Below are 14320 nucleotides of genomic sequence, written 5' to 3' on the forward strand. Positions count from 1 at the left end.
ACCTCCGCATCCATCCGGCAGCAATCGCACCGATCGGCATGATCGCGCGCAGGAGGCTATCGACATCTTCCCTGTCGGTCCGTCGTAGCGTGGCGACCGGCCCGGTCCATGCCTCCATCCCTTCGGGCTCGCACGGAACCGTCGCCATCGCCGTTGAGGCGCAGGCGGCACCCTTCGCCCGGACGCCGGTACCGGCGCTGTCCCCGACTTTTCATCCGGGCTGGCATGCGATGGTGGCGAGCGCGTGGGATCGCGCGGGTTCCTGTGACGGCGCGTCCGTCGCCTCGACCGATGGTCGGGCCGGCAAGGAGGAAGGTTCTGCGGTTTCTCCGTGATGCGTTCGCGGAAGGACATGCCCTCCGACTGACTGATCCCCTACGTCCGAGCGGTTTCCGCCCTCAACCCCCGCGGCTCCGGACCGTGTTGGCGCGAAGCGCCTGCCCGCCCCACTCCGGGCCTTAAGGGTTGCTGTCGGCTCCCGGCGGCCGTGGCCGGGTCTCGTCGGAGGGACGGTCCCTCCGGTTGAAGCAACGGAGAACTACCATGCAGAACATCGTCATTCTCGCCGGCAACATCGGTCAGGACCCCGAGGGCCGCACCACCACCAACAACACCCGCATCGTCCACTTCACACTGGCCACCTCGCGCCCCCGCTACGCGGAAGGCAAGGTTCTGCGGGACAAGGACGGCTACCGGGTCCAGGAGACCGAATGGCACCGCATCACCTGCTTCAACGGCCTCGGCAAGACGGTCGAGCAGCATTGCCAGAAGGGGATGAAGGTGCTGGTCCGTGGTCGCATCCACTACACGAAGTGGACCGACAGGGAAGGCGTCGAGCGCTACAGCACGGAGATCATCGCCGAGACGGTGGACTTCCTGAGCTGGCCGAAGCGTGAGGACGACAGCCGCGGCGCCAACGATCCCGACGACGAGATTCCGTTCTGAAAGGAGGTGTCGAGAGCCCGGCGGCGAAAGCCGCCGGGCCTTCCTCACGTTCGCGGCCGGCGGTTCGCGGAGCTGGAAGCGCACAGCCCGGCGCAGCACGCTGGCACAGATGACGTCATTAGAATGCGGTCGCGATCATCCGCGCGGCGGCAACCAGCAGCAGCGCCGCCAGCACCAGCCGCAGCGCGCCCGGCTTGAGGTATCTCGCGCCCAGCCACGATCCGACAAGCCCGCCAATGGCGACGCAGGCCAGCCATGTCGGCAACTGCGCCGGAAGGGTCGGCATCGTCGCCCATGCGCCCAGCAGGGCCGCACCGGAGTTCAGCAGGTTGAACACCGCCGATATTGCGGCCGCCGTCCGCGTTTCCGTCCAGCGCATGGCGAGCACGACAGGCGCCAGGAATATTCCTCCGCCAACGCCCGTCACCCCGGAAACCAGTCCGATCACGCCTCCCACCAGAAGCGACGGGAGGAACGGCGGAACGACCGGCGCTTGCTCGTCGAGCGTCGCGGCGGCCTTCACCGAGCGGAGCATCTGCACCCCGGCAATGAGCAGCAACATGCCCACGACGGGCATGTAGACGGATGCCGGCAGATGCAGCGCACCGCCCAGCAGCGAGAATGGAGCGCCAAGCACGGCGAACGGATAGACGGTGCGCCACGTCAGCATGCCGGCGCGATGGAAACGATAGCACCCGATCGCCGACACCAGCACGTTGAGCGCAAGGGCAGTCGGCTTGATCGTTGCCGGATCGAAGCCGGCCAGGCCCATCACGGCGACATAGCCGGTGCCGCCGGCCTGTCCCACGGCCGAATAGAGGAGCGCCACGACGGCCAGCGCCAGGGCGAACAGAGCGTCAGTCATAAGCGCGCTGTAGCACCCGCCGGCCGGTGCTCGAAAGCAAACTGTTGCCAACTCTCATGTCTGGCGCGCGCAGCAGCTCCGGCACGTCCAGCGCAGGTCAGGACGGCCCGGCTCGTGTCGGCGGATGACCATCCGCGCTCTTTGAGGCTTACCTTGGTTCCAGTCGCGGCCTTCCACGATCAACCCGTGATATGTGGAACGGCCCGCGGTGCAAGGTGCTCTTCATATGTGGAACGGCCCGCGGTGCAAGGTGCTCTTCAGTCTATTTCACCACATGGGAACGGTGCGGTCATATGTCCGGCCTACTTGTGCGGTCATGACCGCTGGCCTCGATGAAGTCCGCGAAGCAGGTGGCTGGATCAAGGGGGCGCGCTTTGTGCGCGTCACGGGTTTCGGCCTGTCCTGTTTCGGGATTTCGTCCCGTGGTTCATCGTCTGTTGTGCACCTCACCTGCCGGCGGTCGCCGGGCAGCTCGTCTCGGCGGTCCTGCGCTTATGCGGCGATAGGTCCTGCCTCAAGTCCTGTTGGGTCTCGGTAGATTCCACCTCTGGTTAGCAATGCCCAGATCATGCGGGCGATCTTGTTGGCAAGCGCCACCGCCACGACCTTGAAGGGGCGCCGCGTGAGCATGTTCTTCAGCCACGGCCAAACTCGGTCGCGATACTGGACATGACGTAGCACCGATGCCGCCCCCGTCGTCAGCAATGATCGCAGCACCGGATTGCCCATCTTCGATATTCGCCCTAACCGTTCTTTTCCGCCGCTGGAATGTGCTTTCGGGGTTAACCCGATCCAGGCTGCAAAGTGGCGAGCGGATTTGAAGCCGGCGGGATCGGGAACGAATGCCTTCACGGCCATAGCGATAATAGCACCAACGCCAGGGATGGTCGCAAGGCGCCGCATCTCGTCATCTTGCCGAGCTTGGACGACGATCTCACGTTCGAGCTTGTCGATCTGTGTGGCAAGCATCTCGATCTGATTGATTATTTCGGTCAGGGCAAACCTCGCAGCGGGAGGCAGTCGGGTGTCTTCCTCATCCCGGATGATTGGTGCCAATGCCTTGACGTTGGCGATGCCGGTTGGAGCGATGATACCCAGCTCTCCCATATGTGCGCGTAATGCATTGATCGCTTGTGTCCTCTGACGCACCAGTAAAGCCCGCGTTTTGAGCACCATCACCGCAGCCTGCTGCTCGGCCGTCTTAACCGGGACGAACCGCATCGTCTTTCGCGTCACCGCCTCAGCTATGGCTTCTGCGTCGGCAGCGTCGGTCTTGCCGCGCTTGACGAATGGCTTGACGTATTGGGGCGGCAGCAATCTGACGTCATGCCCGAAGGCTGATATCTCCCGCGCCCAGCAATGCGCACTGGCACATGCTTCCATACCCACTAGGCACGGCGGAAGTCTTTCAAAGAAGCGCAATACCTCAGCGCGTCGTAGCTTCCGGTTGAATAGCGGCGTGCCCTCGGCGCCCGCGCCAAAAGCCTGGAAAACGTGCTTCGCCAAGTCCAATCCAATAGTGGTAACATCTTTCACGGAACGGTCCCCCCTTGTGGCGTTTGCAGTAACGACCACGTTTTAGCACTTCGATGCTGTCGGAGCGGGCCGTTCCACCTCATCAAGGGTCGGACTACGCAAAGCGTGCCGCCGCTCCCGGCTGCGCCGTCGCGGTGATCGCGGCCGCGGCCGAAACCCATCGGGCGCCTGTCGAGCGGGGATGGTCCCCGCTCCGGAACAGGAGCCGGAACGATGTCCCTTCCAGATGCGCAAGCCTTCGCCTTCAGCCTCGCCGCCACCCTGCTGGTGACGATCGTCATCTTCCGCACCGGCGACGGCACGGTCGGCGCCATGCCGGCCGCCGAATATGACGGCGACGATGACGCCATCATCCGCGAGATAGACCCGTTCGCCCCTTGAGGGCGAACGTCAGCGTTTCGATGTCCGGATCAGTTCGCAGGGATCGACCCCGAATGCGTCGGCCACTTTTCCCAGAACGCTCACGCTCGCCGAAACCTTCCCGCGTTCGATCGAGCCGATGTAGCGAGGGCTCAGCCCCGCGCGCTCCGCTACTTCTTCCTGCGTCATATCCTTGTCATGGCGCAGCCGACGCATGTTGATCGCCATGACCTCTTTGAGATCCATGACGCATGGGAATCAGAACCGGAACTATCGTTCTAGGAACGATCGTTCCGATTCGTTATAGTGGGCCGCATGCGAGAAAAACGGATGCGTCGCAGACGTCGGCTTTCTGTCCAATCGCGGAATGTCGCCATTCCGAGAATCTTCGATGCCAGTCGCGGAACTTCTATTGCACCTCGAAGCGATGACGTATTTGTGAACTACATGCGCGAGGAAGTAAGGACACAACGATGAGCAAGACTCCCTTCAAGGACAGCCCGCCGCTGACCGACAGGGTGAACGCCTATGACGAAGCCCACCTCGCCACCTATCTTCGCCTGCTCGACGCTGCCGAGGAAGGCGCCGACTGGCGCGAAGTCGTGAAGATCGTGTTCGGCCTCGACGTCAACGTCGATCCCGAACGCGCGAAGCACATGCACGACACCCATCTCGCCCGAGCCCGCTGGATGACCGAGCAAGGCTATCCGCATCTGCTGGAACCGCGCATGCAATGACCGGCTCCCGATCGCCGCGCCGTTGACGACGCCCCAAATCGGGATTGCTCGCCCAGGTCGAGATTCACATTCCGATTTTCCATCTTCACGCGCGGCCGACCCCGCCAATACTCGAATCATCCCGATGGCAACGACCGGGCGGGGAGGATTTCGTCATGGAGCCGCTGCACGACTGGCGATCACCGCAGTTCGAGGAACGTCTGAGCCGTCTCGACCGGGGCGGCATCACCTTCGAGTTTCTTCGTCGCAACCGCGACTATCGGCAGGACTATGCCGACACCGTGAGAAGGATCGCCTCCGGCGGCGCAGACAAGGCAGAGGCGATAGCGCATCTGTCCCGCCGCTGGGGGCTTGCCTTTCCCGGCGGACCCTTCTGCATCGGCCTTGACCGCTCGGCCCGTATGGCTGCCCCGGCACTTCCCTGCGGCCGTCATTGTCATGGCTGTCCCCGAAGGCTTTGCAGCTTCTTCGCTTCCTGATCCACGCACGCTGCCTGTCGTGGGCGAGCTGGCCGGCGACGGCCTGCACGCCATCGCCGAGGACGGCGCCGGCGATCACCGCCTCTGGTTCCGAGCCGGCGATGAGCCGGTCAGAGCCGGCATCTTCCTTCCGCTCGACGAGCATTTCTGGTGGCGGCACCGCAATGCGGGCCGCCTGAAGCGGCGGCTGGACGGAAGGCCGTCCGGCCCCTTGCCGCGCCAGCAGCGGCTTTCCGTCTTCCAGATTCGTCGCGCCGCCCTCATGCTGCGCGCCTGGGACGGCGTGGAATCCGGCGCCCCGCGCCGCGTGGTCGCCGCCGTCCTCATCAACCGAACCGTCGAGACGTTGCGCGCCGTGGACTGGAAGAACGCGCCGGAGCGGCGGCGGCTTGCGCGCATCCTCGCGGCCGCCCGCCGGCAGATCGAGCGCGACTATCTGCAATGGCTGATCCCGCACAGACCAGGCGACGGTCCCGACCGCGACTGAGCCCCCGCGGCCAGCCGCTTGAGGGGGGACACTTCTCCTAAGACCCCCCGATTTTTGTCACTCCGCCGGGCCGCCGATTCTTCGCCATCGTCGCACCCGACTCGCCGCCCTCACGGCGGCCGCGACGGAGGCCCACAATGTCCAACAGCACCGCCACCGACTGGCCGCGCTTCGTGCGAACGCCGGAAGCCGCGCGCCTTCTCGACCTGTCGCCGCGCACGCTCGAAAAGCACCGTTGCGACGGCACCGGGCCGATCTACCACAAGCTCGGCGGCCGCGTGGTCTATGCCGTCGCCGACCTCGAAGCCTGGATCGACGCCTGCGCCCGCCAATCGACCTCCGAGGCGGCGTCACGGTCTGCGGACGCATCCGCGTCCGACGCCGGCCCGGCGCGCTGATCGCCCCGGTGTCCGCCTTCATGTCGTCGCGCCGCACATATCAGGGCCAGCAGCTCGAACTCTTCCGGGCGCGCTCCGGCGAGATCGCGGCGCGCGACGCGCAGGATCTCATGTCCTGGCCGTTCTTCTCGCTGGCAAAGTCCCACCGCGTCACGCCGATCGACTTCCGCATGGGCGACGTGTCGATCCGCGTCGAGGCCACGGCCGAGCACGGCATGGCGACGATCTGGGATGCCGACGTGCTGATCTGGGCCGCCAGCCAGATCGTCGACGCGCGCGACAGGGGCCTCACCACCTCGCGCTTCATGTCGTCCACCCCATACGAAATCCTCACCTTCATCGGCCGCACCGACTCCGGCCTGAACTACGACAGGCTGAAGGCCGCGCTCGACCGGCTGCAATCGACCACCATCCTCACCTCGATCCGCCAGCCCTCCGAGCGCCGCCGCCACCGCTTCTCGTGGATCGCCGAGTGGAAGGAGCGCCTCGACACGCAGGGGCGATCGCTGGGCATCGAGCTGATCCTGCCCGATTGGTTCTATGCAGGAGTCATCGACGATGCCCTCGTGCTGACCATCGACCGCCAGTATTTCGACCTGACAGGCGGCCTCGAACGATGGCTCTACCGGCTCGTGCGCAAGCATGGCGGCCGCCAGAACGGCGGCTGGAGCTTCGACGTTCCGCACCTCCATCTCAAGTCGGGCAGCCTGTCGCCGCTCAGGCGCTTCCGCTTCGAGCTGCGCGCCATCGTCCAGCGCCAGCCGCTGCCCGGCTACCGCCTCGCGCTGGTCGACGATCCCGATGGCCGCCAGCGGCTCACCTTCCAGCCGGACGGCCATGACCGGGCGCCGCGCCGGCGCAAGCGCGGCGGAACACGGTCATGACCGCGCCCGGAGCCCTGCACCACGGCAGACGTGGAAATCATGTGGACGGAGCCGTACTATCGGGAACGCCGATTCCCGTCTTTTCGGGAACGCGAATCCCGTACCATCGGGAACGCCGGCGCCCCGCAAGCATCGGATTCGCCAAGCGGAATCCGGCCCCTCTAACTTCCCTAACTGAAGAATCCTTCGGATTCTTGCTAACGCGGTCGCCCATTTCACGAAATAGGGGACAACCGCGCAGCAGCCGTGAAGGCGTGGCGACGATGCTCCTCCGCTTGCCGGGGATCGCGCCATGACGATCCTGCCTCCCACGGTTCTTGCGGGCGATTGCCGCGACCTCATGCCGGCGCATGGTCCCTTCGACCTGATCCTCGCCGATCCGCCCTATGGCGACACGTCGCTCGCCTGGGATCGGCAGGTAGATGGCTGGCTGCCGCTCGCGCGCACCGCCCTGAAGCCGTCCGGCTCGCTCTGGGTGTTCGGCTCGCTGCGCTCCTTCATGACCACGGCGAAGGCGTTCACCGACGCCGGCCTGGCCTACGCGCAGGAGATCGTGTGGGAGAAGCAGAACGGCTCCTCCTTCCACGCCGACCGCTTCCGCAGGGTGCATGAGCTGGCGGTGCAGTTCCGCCGCGCCGACGTGCCGTGGAGCGCCGTCTACAACGAGGTGCAGACGACGCCGGACGCCACGGCGCGCACCGTGCGGCGCAAGATGCGGCCACCCCACACCGGCCGGATCGACGCCGGCCATTATGTCAGCGAGGACGGCGGCCCGCGCCTGATGCGCTCCGTGATCTTCGTGCGCAACGCCCACGGTTACGCGATCCACCCGACCGAGAAGCCCGTCTTCCTCCTCGAAATCCTGATCCGCACGAGCTGCCCGCCGGGCGGCCTGGTCGGCGATTGGTTTGCTGGGTCGGGCGCGGCCGGCGAAGCCTGTCGGCTCACCGGCCGACGCTATCTCGGCTGCGAGATCGACGCCGACATGGCCGAGCGCGCGGGGGCGCGCATCGCGTCCGTGCTGCCCTTCACCGAAGGGGCACGGCCATGACGGCGGGTATCCGCAGCGCCGGCATGTCTCCCGACCGCACAGTGGTCGAGCTGACCTGGCGCGAGAAGCAGATCGAGCACTGGATACGCTTCGGCCGAGCCGCCGAGGATCAGCGCCTCGACCGTCATCGCCGTGTCGTCGTCTTCGCGCCGGGCAGCATCTTCGGCTTCGTTCGCTGGGCCGGCAACGAGCACGGCACGATCATCTCGCGCATCGACATCGTGCGCGCGGTTGCAAGCGGCGAGCCGTTCCAGACGCTGCCCTTCGTGCGACCCGGCGGCGAGATCCTGCTGCGCATCACCGGCTGGCCGAAGGTCGAGGCGGTGCTGAAGGCCGTGGACGCGATCGAGGCGCTCGGCGTCGATCCGGCTGACGTCGCGCCCGACCACTGGCGTCACCTCCACAACCGCATCAGCGTCAACGGGCCGTTCCGAGCCTATGGTCACGAGCAGCACCGCGCCTGGCTGCGCCGCCGCGAGTTGCTGCCATGACCGCGCGCCGCGTGACGCTCATCACCATGCTCGCCGGCGCCGCGCTGGTCGCGGCCCCGGCATTGCATCGGCCGGACGTCCGCGTGATCTGGAACGCATCGGCCAGCGTTCCGGTCGGCCTCTACCGCATCGTGCCGGCCGGGAAGATCGCGGTGACGGACCTCGCCGTGGTCATGCCGCCCGACGAGCTGGCCGCATTCCTCGACGAACGCGGCTACCTGCCGCGCGGACTGCCGCTCATCAAGCGCGTGCTGGCTCTGTCCGGCACCACTGTCTGCCGCTCCGGCGCGGAGATCGTCGCCTACGGCACGACCTATGGCGAGGCCCGCGCGCTGGACACGCGCGGCCGGCCGCTGCCGGTCTGGCAGGGCTGCCGCACGCTCCTCGCCGGCGAAGCCTTCTTCATGAACTGGGACAGCCCCGACAGCTTCGACAGCCGCTATTTCGGGCCGCTTCCCGTCTCCGCCCTCGTCGGCCGGGCGGTTCCCGTCTGGAGCACCGACGACCCCGATCCGGCCACGGAATCCTTCCGCGAGCCGGTCTCCGACGAGCCGTGACGGCTCGCCTCTCAACCCGCGAAAGGAACATCGCATGGCCCAGATCGGCACCTTCACCCGCAACGACGACGGCTATTTCGGCCGCATCCGCACGCTCACCCTCGACGTCGAGGTGGCCATCCTCCCGGCCGAGGAATCGGACGCGGAGAACGCGCCCGAGCATCGCGTTTTCCTCGACGGGCAGGAAGTCGGCGCGGCCTGGGACCGCACCGGCGACAAGGCCGGCAGCTTCCTGTCGCTGACCATAGACGATCCGTCCTTCCATGAGCCGATCCGCGCCCGCCTGTTCGAGTCCGACACCAAGAAGGGCGCATGGAATCTTCTCTGGACGCGCCGGAAGAAAAACGACGGCGAGGCATGACCCGTCATGCGCTGCCGCCGTTCTCGTGATCCTTCAGGCTCACTCCCCTTGATCGGTCGAACGCCGGTCACTCCCCTCGACCCGATCGCCTGTCGGGCGGCCGTCGCGCGCAGCGAAGGTCAGGGGCGGCGGCCTATTTTCCGGGGAGCGTACACGTCTTACGACGATGCCCGTCCGGAAAATACCGGCCGCCGGGGAAGCCTTGCCCTTGGCCGCAGCGAGCACGATGGCAGGCTGATGGCGCATCGGGACGGCGGTGCCCGCGCTGCCGACCGGACGATCATGGCGATGCTGGCCGCATGCGCCATGATCGCCGCCCTGGCCGCTCCGGCGTCGGCCGAGCCGCCGCCCGAGCTGCATAGCGTGGCAGCCGCATCGGCCGATCCGTGGGCGGCCTGTATCGGCGTTGCCGCTCGCCGCTTCTCCATTCCCGAGCGCTGGATACGCGCGGTCATGGTGGTGGAAAGCGTCAACGATCCCGCCGCGCTCTCGCCCAAGGGCGCGATGGGTCTGATGCAGGTCATGCCCGCGACATGGGACGAGCTGCGCAAGAAGCATGGCCTCGGCGCGGACCCCTGGCATGAGTGCGACAACATCCTCGCCGGCACGGCGTATCTGCGGGAGATGCACGACCGCTACGACTCGGTCGACGCCATGCTCGCCGCCTACAATGCCGGTCCCGGCCGCTACGACGACCATCTCGCAACTGGCCGCGCGCTGCCGGCCGAGACCGTCGAATACGTCGCGAAGATCATGCCGATGATCGACGGCACGGCCCCGATCAGGCACATGGTGCGCTCCCCTGCGTCGCAGGCATGGTCCCGCGCGCCGCTGTTCGTCGCCCGCTTCGCGGACCACGATCACGGCGATACGGACAACTCCCTTTCTCCTTCCGGCCGACCTTCCGACGCACCGGCGATCGTCGATCTGTCGGCGCTCGCGCCACCATCCGACGGCCTGTTCGTGGAACGGCCGGCAAGGGAAGGAGATCGGCGTTGACCATCGTGCTTTCTCGCTTCGCGTGGTGCGCAATCGCAAGGATTGCGGTGCTCTGCGGGGCAGCGGCACAACCGACCGAAGGAGGGCGGGATAAAAAGCCGCACATCGCGGCTCGGTCGGGCGGTTGTTGTTGCGGGGTTTTTCGGGATTTCGCGCGCATCGCGGATCAGGCGCGCGAGGTGCGCGGCCTGAGATTGTTCAACGGTTTCAGCGAAACCCGAACATCGCAGCGGAAATCACCATGAGCCGGGACGACGATTTCCGCATCCGCCCCGGCCGCATCCGCTCCTCCAGGGCGCAGCAGGCGAAGCCCTTTGTCGCCCAAGCCCTTGCCGCAGCGCAGAAGGCCGGCGGCCGCGTCTCGCGCTCCGGCAGGATCACCTCCGGCAACGGCTCGCGCTTCGGGCGCGGGCGCGTGGCAAGCGTGCGCGCCAACCGCCTCATCACCAGCCGTTCGCGCGGCGCCGTCATCAAGACCCGCGTGGTCAGGCATACCGCGAGGTCCGCGCCGCTCACCGCCCATCTCAACTATTTGCGCCGCGACGGCGTGACCCGCGACGGCGAGAAGGCGCGCATGTTCGGCCCCGAGACGGACGACGCCGACGTGAAGGACTTCGCCGAACGCTGCGAGGACGACCGCCACCACTTCCGCTTCATCGTCTCTCCCGACGACGCGCTGGAGATGACCGACCTCAAGACCTTCACCCGCGATCTGATGGCGCAGATGGAAAAGGACTTGGGCTCGAAGCTCGATTGGGTCGCCGTCGATCACTGGAACACCGAGCATCCCCATGTCCACGTCATCCTGCGCGGCCGTGCCGATGACGGCAACGACCTCGTGATCGCCCGCGACTACATCAAGGAGGGCATGCGCAACCGGGCGCAGGATCTCATCACCCAGGAACTCGGCCCGCGCGCCGACCTCGACATTCGCCGCTCGCTGGAGCGCCAGGTCGCGGCCGAGCGCTGGACCCAGCTCGACCGCCAACTCGTCCGAGATGCCAACCGCCACGGCATCATCGACGTCGCCCCGTCGCCGGACAGGCAGCCCGACGAGTATGTCACGCTGAAAGTCGGCCGGCTGCGCCATCTCGAACGGCTCGGCCTCGCCGAGACCATCGGCCCGGGCCAATGGATCATCGCCGAGGAAGCCGAACCCACTCTGCGCGAGCTGGGGGAGCGCGGTGACATCATCAAGCGCATGCACCGCGCGCTGACCGAAAGCGGTATAGATCGCGGCCTGACCGATTACGTCATCGCCGGCGAGGCCAATGCCGATCCCATTGTTGGCCGGCTGGTCGAGCGTGGCCTGGACGACGAACTGCGCGGCACGGCCTATGCCGTGGTCGACGGCATCGACGGCCGCACCCATCACATCCGATTCCACGACCTCGACGCGGCCGGCGATTCCGCCCCCGGCTCCATCGTCGAGCTGCGCCGCTACGAAGATCGCGATGGCCGGACACGCACCGCTCTCGCCGTGCGCGCCGACCTCTCCATCGAGCAGCAGACCACAGCCACCGGCTCGACCTGGCTCGATCGCCAGAACATCGCCCGCGATCCCGTCGACCTCGGCGGCGGCTTCGGCCTGGAGGTAAAGCAAGCAATGGAGGCCCGCGCCGATCATCTCGCGGCCGAGGGCCTAGCCCGGCGCGAGGGCACGCGCATGGTCTTCGCCCGTAACCTGCTCGCCACGCTGCGCGAGCGCGAGCTGGACGCGCTCGGCCAGAAGCTCGCGGCCGAGACCGGCACGCCCTTCCAGAAGTCGGCCGCAGGCGAATATGTCGCCGGCACCTACCGGCAGCGCTTCGCGCTCGCCTCTGGTCGCTTCGCCATGATCGACGATGGGCTCGGCTTCAAGCTGGTTCCCTGGACGCCATCCGTCGAGAAGCACATCGGCAAGCACATCTCCGGCGTCGCCCGCGGCGACGCCGGCGTGGATTGGTCTTTCGGCCGCAAGCGCGGGCTGGGACTGTGAGCAGTCGCGACGATTGTTCGCCGCACCGCGCAAGTATTTTCCGCACCATCTGCGACCGGCTTCGAGTCCGCAGACATTCGCCATTGAAACCCGCGCCGCGCTTGTCCTTCTTCGCTCTCGTGAAACGAATTTGAGGAGAATTTCCGCCGTGTCCGCCAGCCGCGTCATGTGGGGACAGATCGTCGTCGTCTTCTCGCTCGTGCTGGTCGCGGTCTGGGGCGCGACGCAGTGGACCGCATGGCGGCTCGGCTTTCAGTCGCAGCTCGGCCAGCCCTGGTTCGAGCTGGCCGGCTGGCCGCTCTATCCGCCGCCCGCCTTCTTCTGGTGGTGGTATTTCTACGACGCCTACGCGCCGACCATCTTCTACGAAGGGGCCGGCATCGCCGCGTCGGGCGGCATCATCGCCATCGCCGTCGCCATCCTCATGTCGATCTACCGCGCGCGCGAGGCGAAGGACGTTCGCACCTTCGGTTCCGCCCGCTGGGCCGAGCGCAAGGAGATCGCCGCCGCCGGTCTGCTCGGCGACGATGGCGTCTTGCTCGGCAAGCTCGACCGCGACTATCTCCGCCATGACGGCACCGAGCATGTGCTGTGCTTCGCGCCGACGAGAAGCGGCAAGGGCGTCGGCCTCGTCGTGCCGACCCTGCTCACTTGGCCAGGCTCGGGTATAGTGCATGACATCAAGGGCGAGAACTGGGATCTGACCGCTGGCCTGCGCGCCCGCTTCGGTCGCGTCCTGCTGTTCGATCCCACCAACGCGCAGTCCGCCGCCTACAATCCGCTCCTCGAAGTCCGCAAGGGCGAATGGGAAGTTCGCGACGTGCAGAACGTCGCCGACGTGCTGGTCGATCCCGAAGGCTCGCTTGAGAAGCGCAATCACTGGGAGAAGACCAGCCATTCACTGCTGGTCGGCGCGATCCTCCACGTCCTCTATGCCGAGACGGACAAGACGCTCGCCGGCCTCGCCGCCTTCCTCTCCGATCCGCGCCGGCCGATCGAGTCGACGCTGTCCGCCATGATGACCACGCCGCATCTGGGCGAGAAGGGACCGCATCCCGTCATCGCCAGCGCAGCCCGTGAATTGCTCAACAAGTCCGACAACGAGCGCTCCGGCGTGCTCTCCACCGCCATGTCCTTTTTGGGCTTGTATCGCGATCCTGTCGTCGCGACTGTCACCGCCCGCTGCGACTGGCGCATCGCCGACATCGTGTCCGGCGCGCGGCCGACGACACTCTACCTCGTCGTCCCGCCCTCCGACATTTCCCGCACCAAGCCGCTCGTGCGCCTCGTGCTCAACCAGATCGGCCGCCGGCTCACCGAGGATCTTCACGCGAAAGGCCGCCGCCATCGTCTGCTCCTGATGCTCGACGAGTTTCCCGCGCTCGGCCGGCTCGACTTCTTCGAGAGCGCCCTGGCGTTCATGGCCGGCTACGGCATCAAGGCGTTTTTGATCGCGCAGTCGCTCAACCAGATCGAGAAGGCATACGGCGCCAACAATTCCATCCTCGACAACTGCCATGTCCGCGTCAGCTTCGCCACCAATGACGAGCGCACGGCCAAGCGCGTGTCGGACGCCCTCGGCACCGCGACCGAGATGCGCGCCATGCAGAACTATGCCGGCCACCGCCTTGCGCCCTGGCTCGGGCACCTGATGGTCTCCCGCTCCGAGGCAGCCCGGCCGCTGCTCACCCCCGGCGAGGTGATGCAGCTTCCGCCCGACGACGAGATCGTCATGGTAGCAGGCATCCCGCCGATCCGCGCGAACAAGGCGCGCTACTACGAGGATGCCCGTCTCACCGAGCGCCTCCTTCCCGTTCCCGCCAACCCGCGCGCCGGCCTGGTCCAGCGCCCCGACGACTGGTCGGCGCTGAAGCCGATCGTCGTGGCGATCCCCGCCCAGGGCACGGCCGCTTCGGCGAACGGCTCCGCTCATGCCGCGAACGGCGCGGCGCGGCCGGCTGCCGCCGCGAAGCAGGACGACGATCCCGCCAATGCCGGTCTGCGCCGCGAGCCGGGCCTGGAGCCGCACAAGGACATCGCGCCGGAGCAGCCGAAGCAGCCCGCCAACGAGTTCGAGCCCGAAGCGGATGAGCCCGACACCGATGCCGCCACCAACCGGGCGCTCGTCCGAAACATGCGGCTCGTCGCGCGCCAGGTCTCGATGGACCCCGGCGACAACATGGATCTGTGAG

Annotated in this window: 18 protein-coding genes; 15 read left to right on the forward strand and 3 right to left on the reverse strand. The window is 66.9% G+C overall.

Features of this window, described 5'->3' with window-relative positions; all coding sequences use genetic code 11:
- The first annotated feature begins 543 nt into the window (after nt 1–543).
- Nucleotides 544–945, forward strand: a complete 402-nt coding sequence (locus ALII_RS0106485) for a single-stranded DNA-binding protein (protein ID WP_024586512.1) — start codon at nt 544–546, stop codon at nt 943–945.
- A gap of 118 nt (nt 946–1063) precedes the next feature.
- Here the strand turns inward: ALII_RS0106485 and ALII_RS0106490 are convergent, their stop codons facing one another.
- On the reverse strand, nt 1064–1810 hold the full coding sequence (locus ALII_RS0106490) for a sulfite exporter TauE/SafE family protein (RefSeq protein ID WP_024586513.1): 747 nt from the start codon (nt 1808–1810) through the stop codon (nt 1064–1066).
- A gap of 492 nt (nt 1811–2302) precedes the next feature.
- Nucleotides 2303–3346, reverse strand: coding sequence for an IS110 family transposase (locus ALII_RS0106495; RefSeq protein WP_024586514.1), 1044 nt, complete (start codon nt 3344–3346; stop codon nt 2303–2305).
- A gap of 213 nt (nt 3347–3559) precedes the next feature.
- Here ALII_RS0106495 and ALII_RS22850 point away from each other — a divergent pair, with 213 nt between their 5' ends.
- Complete coding sequence (locus tag ALII_RS22850; protein ID WP_173401398.1) at nt 3560–3727, forward strand: hypothetical protein; 168 nt, start codon at nt 3560–3562, stop codon at nt 3725–3727.
- A 9-nt stretch (nt 3728–3736) separates the two neighbouring features.
- Here ALII_RS22850 and ALII_RS0106505 read toward each other — a convergent pair whose 3' ends face one another.
- A complete protein-coding gene (locus ALII_RS0106505; protein ID WP_024586515.1) occupies nt 3737–3952 on the reverse strand; it encodes a helix-turn-helix transcriptional regulator in 216 nt (71 codons plus the stop codon).
- 227 nt (nt 3953–4179) lie between these two features.
- Between ALII_RS0106505 and ALII_RS0106510 the strand changes: the two genes are divergently transcribed.
- From ALII_RS0106510 to ALII_RS0106565, 13 genes are all read left to right on the forward strand, one after another.
- On the forward strand, nt 4180–4443 hold the full coding sequence (locus ALII_RS0106510) for a DUF2285 domain-containing protein (RefSeq protein ID WP_024586516.1): 264 nt from the start codon (nt 4180–4182) through the stop codon (nt 4441–4443).
- A 155-nt stretch (nt 4444–4598) separates the two neighbouring features.
- Nucleotides 4599–4922, forward strand: a complete 324-nt coding sequence (locus ALII_RS22940) for a DUF6499 domain-containing protein (RefSeq protein ID WP_024586517.1) — start codon at nt 4599–4601, stop codon at nt 4920–4922.
- A gap of 19 nt (nt 4923–4941) precedes the next feature.
- Entirely contained in the window at nt 4942–5409 is a 468-nt protein-coding gene (locus ALII_RS21860; RefSeq protein WP_244437350.1) for a DUF2285 domain-containing protein, read from the forward strand.
- Between the two features lie 137 nt (nt 5410–5546).
- Complete coding sequence (locus ALII_RS0106525) at nt 5547–5807, forward strand: helix-turn-helix domain-containing protein (protein WP_024586519.1); 261 nt, start codon at nt 5547–5549, stop codon at nt 5805–5807.
- Nucleotides 5808–5827: 20 nt separating this feature from the next.
- Nucleotides 5828–6691, forward strand: a complete 864-nt coding sequence (locus tag ALII_RS0106530; RefSeq protein ID WP_024586520.1) for a replication initiator protein A — start codon at nt 5828–5830, stop codon at nt 6689–6691.
- Nucleotides 6692–6983: 292 nt separating this feature from the next.
- Complete coding sequence (locus ALII_RS0106535) at nt 6984–7742, forward strand: site-specific DNA-methyltransferase (RefSeq protein ID WP_024586521.1); 759 nt, start codon at nt 6984–6986, stop codon at nt 7740–7742.
- Nucleotides 7739–8233 (forward strand): DUF2840 domain-containing protein, encoded by a 495-nt coding sequence (locus ALII_RS0106540; protein WP_024586522.1) that lies wholly within the window; start codon nt 7739–7741, stop codon nt 8231–8233. The genes ALII_RS0106535 and ALII_RS0106540 overlap by 4 nt, the downstream gene beginning before the upstream one ends.
- A complete protein-coding gene (locus ALII_RS0106545; protein ID WP_024586523.1) occupies nt 8230–8790 on the forward strand; it encodes a S26 family signal peptidase in 561 nt (186 codons plus the stop codon). The genes ALII_RS0106540 and ALII_RS0106545 overlap by 4 nt, the downstream gene beginning before the upstream one ends.
- Nucleotides 8791–8824: 34 nt before the next feature.
- Complete coding sequence (locus tag ALII_RS0106550; RefSeq protein ID WP_024586524.1) at nt 8825–9151, forward strand: DUF736 domain-containing protein; 327 nt, start codon at nt 8825–8827, stop codon at nt 9149–9151.
- Nucleotides 9152–9388: 237 nt separating this feature from the next.
- Nucleotides 9389–10150 carry a lytic transglycosylase domain-containing protein gene (locus tag ALII_RS0106555; protein ID WP_024586525.1) on the forward strand — a complete coding sequence of 254 codons (762 nt, stop codon included), beginning with the start codon at nt 9389–9391 and terminating at the stop codon, nt 10148–10150.
- Nucleotides 10147–10395 carry a hypothetical protein gene (locus tag ALII_RS22320; RefSeq protein ID WP_152529555.1) on the forward strand — a complete coding sequence of 83 codons (249 nt, stop codon included), beginning with the start codon at nt 10147–10149 and terminating at the stop codon, nt 10393–10395. Before ALII_RS0106555 ends, ALII_RS22320 begins: the two co-directional genes overlap by 4 nt.
- A complete protein-coding gene (locus ALII_RS0106560) occupies nt 10392–12128 on the forward strand; it encodes a VirD2 family relaxase/mobilization nuclease (protein WP_024586526.1) in 1737 nt (578 codons plus the stop codon). The genes ALII_RS22320 and ALII_RS0106560 overlap by 4 nt, the downstream gene beginning before the upstream one ends.
- Before the next feature lie 148 nt (nt 12129–12276).
- Nucleotides 12277–14319 (forward strand): conjugal transfer protein TraG, encoded by a 2043-nt coding sequence (locus tag ALII_RS0106565; RefSeq protein ID WP_024586527.1) that lies wholly within the window; start codon nt 12277–12279, stop codon nt 14317–14319.
- The last annotated feature ends 1 nt before the right edge of the window (nt 14320 follow it).

Source organism: Aliihoeflea sp. 2WW (assembly GCF_000497755.1).
Taxonomy (GTDB): domain Bacteria; phylum Pseudomonadota; class Alphaproteobacteria; order Rhizobiales; family Rhizobiaceae; genus Aliihoeflea.

Bases quoted from the DNA above. Each gene is read 5' to 3' on its own strand.
- ALII_RS0106485 (WP_024586512.1), top strand. From the start codon at position 544: ATGCAGAACATCGTCATTCTCGCCGGCAACATCGGTCAGGACCCCGAG.
- ALII_RS0106490 (WP_024586513.1), bottom strand. From the start codon at position 1,810: ATGACTGACGCTCTGTTCGCCCTGGCGCTGGCCGTCGTGGCGCTCCTC.
- ALII_RS22850 (WP_173401398.1), top strand. From the start codon at position 3,560: ATGTCCCTTCCAGATGCGCAAGCCTTCGCCTTCAGCCTCGCCGCCACC.
- ALII_RS0106505 (WP_024586515.1), bottom strand. From the start codon at position 3,952: ATGGATCTCAAAGAGGTCATGGCGATCAACATGCGTCGGCTGCGCCAT.
- ALII_RS0106510 (WP_024586516.1), top strand. From the start codon at position 4,180: ATGAGCAAGACTCCCTTCAAGGACAGCCCGCCGCTGACCGACAGGGTG.
- ALII_RS22940 (WP_024586517.1), top strand. From the start codon at position 4,599: ATGGAGCCGCTGCACGACTGGCGATCACCGCAGTTCGAGGAACGTCTG.
- ALII_RS0106525 (WP_024586519.1), top strand. From the start codon at position 5,547: ATGTCCAACAGCACCGCCACCGACTGGCCGCGCTTCGTGCGAACGCCG.
- ALII_RS0106530 (WP_024586520.1), top strand. From the start codon at position 5,828: ATGTCGTCGCGCCGCACATATCAGGGCCAGCAGCTCGAACTCTTCCGG.
- ALII_RS0106535 (WP_024586521.1), top strand. From the start codon at position 6,984: ATGACGATCCTGCCTCCCACGGTTCTTGCGGGCGATTGCCGCGACCTC.
- ALII_RS0106540 (WP_024586522.1), top strand. From the start codon at position 7,739: ATGACGGCGGGTATCCGCAGCGCCGGCATGTCTCCCGACCGCACAGTG.
- ALII_RS0106545 (WP_024586523.1), top strand. From the start codon at position 8,230: ATGACCGCGCGCCGCGTGACGCTCATCACCATGCTCGCCGGCGCCGCG.
- ALII_RS0106550 (WP_024586524.1), top strand. From the start codon at position 8,825: ATGGCCCAGATCGGCACCTTCACCCGCAACGACGACGGCTATTTCGGC.
- ALII_RS0106555 (WP_024586525.1), top strand. From the start codon at position 9,389: ATGGCGCATCGGGACGGCGGTGCCCGCGCTGCCGACCGGACGATCATG.
- ALII_RS0106560 (WP_024586526.1), top strand. From the start codon at position 10,392: ATGAGCCGGGACGACGATTTCCGCATCCGCCCCGGCCGCATCCGCTCC.